The sequence below is a fragment of the Ideonella sp. genome (assembly GCF_035254525.1).
Lineage (GTDB): Bacteria > Pseudomonadota > Gammaproteobacteria > Burkholderiales > Burkholderiaceae_C > Ideonella.
In genome coordinates this window covers 1-4,983 of the sequence record NZ_DATFAN010000037.1, presented here as the reverse complement: position 1 = coordinate 4,983, position 4,983 = coordinate 1, and the positions used below count along the sequence as shown (strand labels likewise).

2 protein-coding genes are annotated in these 4,983 nt (G+C 69.8%); one reads left to right on the top strand and one right to left on the bottom strand.

The annotated features are described in order from the left end of the window. Window positions 1-3,166, top strand: a 3,166-nt coding sequence (locus VJ693_RS03805) for an alpha/beta fold hydrolase (protein WP_324152138.1), incomplete at its 5' end; no start/stop codon positions are given. Here the strand turns inward: VJ693_RS03805 and VJ693_RS03800 are convergent. Continuing rightward, a partial coding sequence (locus VJ693_RS03800; protein ID WP_324152137.1) for a hypothetical protein occupies window positions 3,163-4,983 on the bottom strand: 1,821 nt, incomplete at its 5' end. The two genes, VJ693_RS03805 and VJ693_RS03800, sit on opposite strands and share 4 nt — an antisense overlap.

The window sequence follows — 4,983 nt, the reverse complement described above, 5'->3', positions numbered from 1 at the left end:
CCCGTTCGGCGTGGTGCAGCCCAAGTGCACCCTGTGCGGCGATTGCACCAGCGGCTGCAACGTGGGGGCCAAGAACACGACCCTGATGAACTACCTGCCCGATGCCCACGCGCACGGCGCGGAGCTGTTCACCGGCGCGCGAGTCAGCCATGTGGAGCGCAATGGCGCCGGCTGGCGCGTGTTGTTCACCGCCGCCGGTGCCACGCAGTGCCAGAGCGTGTCGGCGGACATCGTGATCCTGGGTGCTGGCAGCCTGGGCTCGACCGAGATCCTGCTGCGCTCCCGAGCCGAGGGCTTGGCGCTCTCCGGCCGGCTCGGCCGGGGCTTCTCGGGCAATGGCGATATGGTGGCCCTGGGCTACGACAGCCATTGGCGCGAGGGCGAGGCAGGCGACGCATGGCCCAACATCAACGGGGTGGGCGTCGGCACCAATCGGGTGGCGGCCGAAGACCTGCCCGGGCCCTGCATCACCGGTGTGATCGACATGCGTCATGCTGACCGCGATGTGGGGCACGGCCTGGTGATCGAGGAGGGCGTGATCCCGGGCGCGCTGGCGCCCTTGCTGGCCGGGCCGCTGTTCTTCGCCGATGCGCAGCGCAGCGACTACTTCGCCTACGGGATCGAAGACGGCCGCAGCCGGCTGCAGGAGGCCGGCCGGATGGGCCAGGCGCTCCAGGCGGACCCAGGTCAGATGACTGCCTGGGCCTACAAGGGCCCGGTGGCGCGCACCCAGAGCTACCTCGTGATGAGCGTGGACGACGCCCAGGGTGAGCTGCGCCTGGAGAACGATCGTCTGCGCATCCACTGGCCCGGGGCGGGCGCCGCGCCGGTGTACGCCCGCGACAACGCGTGGATCCGGGCGGCCAACGAGGCCGTTCGTGGGCAGCTCACCGGCAACCCGCTGTGGACCGAGCCGCTGGGCGAACGGCTGATCACCGTGCATCCCGTGGGCGGCTGCGCCCTGGGCGACGATGCCACGCGCGGCGTCGTCAACCACAAGTGCCAGGTCTTCTCCGGCCGCGAGGGCACGGCGGTGCACGAGGGGCTCTATGTGGTCGATGGCGCCGTGATGCCCGGCGCGGTGGGCGTCAACCCGTTGCTGACCATCACCTCCGTGGCCGAACGCGCGTGCCAACTGCTCGCCGACGATCGGGGCTGGACGATCGATCTGAGCCTGCAGCCGCGCCAGGCCTTGTCGTTGCCTGCCGCATCGGCATCGTCGCGGGCCGCGGGCGTGGCCGCCTCCTTGCCCGGCGACATCGGTGACTGGGTCAAGGCCCTGCTCGCGCACCTGGAGAACGACGCGATCGACCTGGCCGCGCTGGTGCTGCAGGACATCATTGAGCGCTACCCGGAGCTGCTCAGCCCCAGGCTCCGGTTCAGCGAGACCATGAGCGGCTGGATCAGCACGCAGGCGGTGGTCGCCAGGCCCGACGACAGCCAACGCCTGCAGACCGACTACGCCAACGCGGCGGCCTGGGGGCGCGCGCAAGGGCAGGCGATGCGCTGCGATCTCACCGTGCAGATCGACGACCTCCAAAAGCTGACGGCGGACCCGGCGCACCTGGCGTCGATCACCGGCACCGTGAGCTGCCCGGCACTGTCCGACAGGCCCATGGCCATCGAGAGCGGCACGTGGCAGTTCCTGCGCATGGAGGCCGACCGGCCCGAGGCCTGGACGATGCGCTATGCACTGACCTTGCGCCGGGCCGAGCAGACGGGAGCGGGCGTGCTCCACCTCAGCGGCTTCAAGCGCCTGCATCAGCAGGAGGGTTCGTCGTGGTGGGGCGACGTGACCACCTTGTTCACCCGCGTGCACGAGGGCGACAGCAGCCAGGGCCGGCTGGTGGCGCAGGGCGTGCTGACGCTGGGGCTCGAAGACCTGCTCAAGCAATCGAGCACGGTCGAGCTGCAGCGCGGGGAGGGCTGGTTGTCCGAGGCGGTATGGCGATTCCCGGCGGCGGCCGACGCCATCAAGAGGGCCTATCTCGCGCGATTTGCAGGTGCCTTCGCGCGCGACCTGTTCAATGCCTACGGCGGCATGCTGGCGTGCTTGAACGACTTCCCCCTCGCGCAGGAGCCGCATCGCCCCCGCCGGCCCCTGGTGGCGCCCGCGCCGCAATCCACCCTGGTGCCGCTGGCCGATGGTTTCAGCATTCGCCTGACGCGCTACCAGGGCGGCAGCAAGGGCCCGGTCATCCTGGCGCCTGGCTTTTCCGTCAAGGCCAGCTCCTTCGCCGCGGACACGGTCGAGCAGAATCTGGTGGAGTTCCTCTGCGCGCAGGGCTACGACACCTGGCTGTTCGACTACCGTGCCAGCAGCGATTCCGGCAGCCCGCTGAAGCCCTATTCGATCGACGACGTCGCGGCGCTGGACTGGCCGGCGGCCGTTGATTTCGTGCGCCAGGCCGCACAGGTGGACGACGTGCAAGCGATTGCGCACTGCGTGGGCTCGATGAGCCTGTTGATGGCCCTGCTGCGCGGCATGCGGGGCGTGCGCTCGGTGATCTCATCGCAGCTGACCCTGCATCCGGTGACGAACTGGATGAACGACCTGAAGGCCGACATGAACCTCGTTCGGGTGGCCGACGAGATCAGCTGGCTCCACCATGCCGTCGACCTGGTGCCGGGGCGCGAGGGCGGCGACGCGGACCATGACCATGAGCTCAGCGCCGTCGCCTGGCAGGTGCCGGTGCCCGCCGGCGAGGGCTGCAAGAACCCGGTCTGCAAACGCGTCTTCGCCTTCTTCGGCCCTTCGTACACGCATGGTCAGTTGAACCACTGGACGCATGTCGCGCTGCGCGAGATGTTCAGCCCGGTGGCGCTGGCGCCGATGGACCACCTGCAGCGCATCATGCGGGCCGGGCAGGTCGTCGACCATGACGGCCGCGACACCTACATGCAGCCGGGGCAGGTGGCGCGGTTGAGCTTGCCCATCAGCTTCGTCGCGGGCGCCAGGAATGAGCTGTTCTTCCCCGAGACCTCGGCGCGCACCTACCGCTGGGTCTGTGCGCACAACGGCGCGCAGCCCTATACCTGGCACCAGTTCGACGATTACGCCCACATGGATCTGTTCATCGGCCGGCGCGCCGCGCAGGACATCTACCCTTACCTGCTGCAGGAGCTGGTGCGAGGCGACACGCTCGCCAGCGCGGGCCGCGCTTAACGGCCCGGGCGCTCGGCGTTCGTCAACTTCTCGAGCAGGGCCACCGCGCGCGCCACCGGGGGCCAATGGGCCTGTGACGACAGCCCCTCCAGCGCCGGCTGCAACCAGCCTTGCGCGGCCGCGAGGCGCTGCTGCGACATCAGCAGCGTGGCTGCGTCCATCGCGCACCGCAGGCCAAGCAGCGGCGCCCGGCGGGCCTGCGTGAGGGCCATGGCGCGTTCGAAATGCCGCAGCGCGCCGGCGGGGTCTTGGTCGGCGGCCAGCACGCCCTGTATGCGCTCGAGCTCGGAGTCGTTGTGATGCGGGCCGATGCTCTGGAGCGCCTCGCGCGCCTGCAGCAGATGGGCCCGCGCCGCGTCCGGCTGCCCGGCTCGCGCCAGCTGCTCGGCCATGAACAGGTGGTGCACCGGCCTGAAGAGGTCGGAGCCCGAGGCGATCGCGGTGTCGGCGCCGGCCTGGATCATGGCCATCCCCTTCTCGGCGTGCACGCCGCCCTGGGCCAGCATCACCATGCCTTGCTGCACCATGCCGAGCGCGCGGATGCCGATGAAATCGTGGCGCTCGCACAGCTCGACCAGGGCCTGGCTGCTGCGGGCGACCTTGTCGAGCATGCCCAGCGCGGCCCAGAAGACGCCGGAGTAGTACAGCGCCAGCGTCCGGGAGCCGGGGTGGGCCAGCGTGTCAGCCAGCTCGCGTGCGGATTGGAACGAGCCATCGGCCGCATCCAGCCGCCCCAGCAGGGTGAGGGCCATGCCGCGGAAGGTCCATGCGAAGACCGCCGGTGAATCGCCGTACTCGCGGGCCAGCAGGAGCTCCGTCTGCGCATCGAAGTTCGTCAAAGCGACATCGAAGCAGCCGAGTGCGCGCGTTGCATCGCCTCGCAGCAGCGCGATGATCCCTGCTGCGGCGTGCGCAGCCAGCCGCTTGCCCGGATTGCCGCTGCGGCCGGCCATCGCCTGCAACTGTTCGGCCAGCGCAGCACCCTCGGCGAGCCGGGCGCGCACGTAGGTGTAGCGCCAGAGCATCCACGCCAACGAGAACCGCGCGTCGCCGAAGGTGTCGTCCGCGTTCAGGGCCTTGGCGCGTTCGTAGACGCGCGTCACGCCCTCGCTGCGATAGCCCTGGAGCAGGATCAGGTAGTGGCCCAGCACCGCATAGGCGTCGAGCAACTGCGGGTTGCGGCAGGGGCCGGGAGGTTGCTCCTCCAGCAGGCCGATCGCATTGTTCAGGTGCTGCACGGCGACGGAGTGCGCTGCGCGTTGGGCCGCCAGCCGCGCGGCGCGCAGCGAGCAATCGATGGCCTGCTGCGCATCGTTGCCCTGGCAGTAGTGATAAGCCAGCAGGTCCATCGCCTCGTCGGGGCATTCGCGGTGGCGCTCGGCCAGCATGTCGCCCACGCGCTGGTGCAGCACCTGGCGCTGCCGGCCCAGAAGCGACTCGTGGGCCACGAACTGCACCAGTGCGTGTCGGAAGCGATAGCGCGGACCAGGCACGATCTGCGTGGGCTCGATCAGCGCGGCGTCGACCAGGCGCGCGAGCAGCTCGCCGCAGGCGCCGGCGTGCGCGCTCAAGGCCTCGAGATCGTCGCGCGAGAAATCGCGCCCCAGAACGCTGGCCAGTTTGGCCAGATCCTGGGCCGCTTCGGGCAGCTGATCCAGCAGCGCGCGGATCAGTGCCTCGATGGAGTGCGGCAGCGCGATGCCTTCGATCGTGCGCTTCGAATGCAGCAAGCCGTCGCTGAGGGTCAGCGTGCCCTGGTCGAGCAGCGCACGGCAGATCTCTTCGATGAAGAAGGGGTTGCCCTCAGTGCGTTCGTG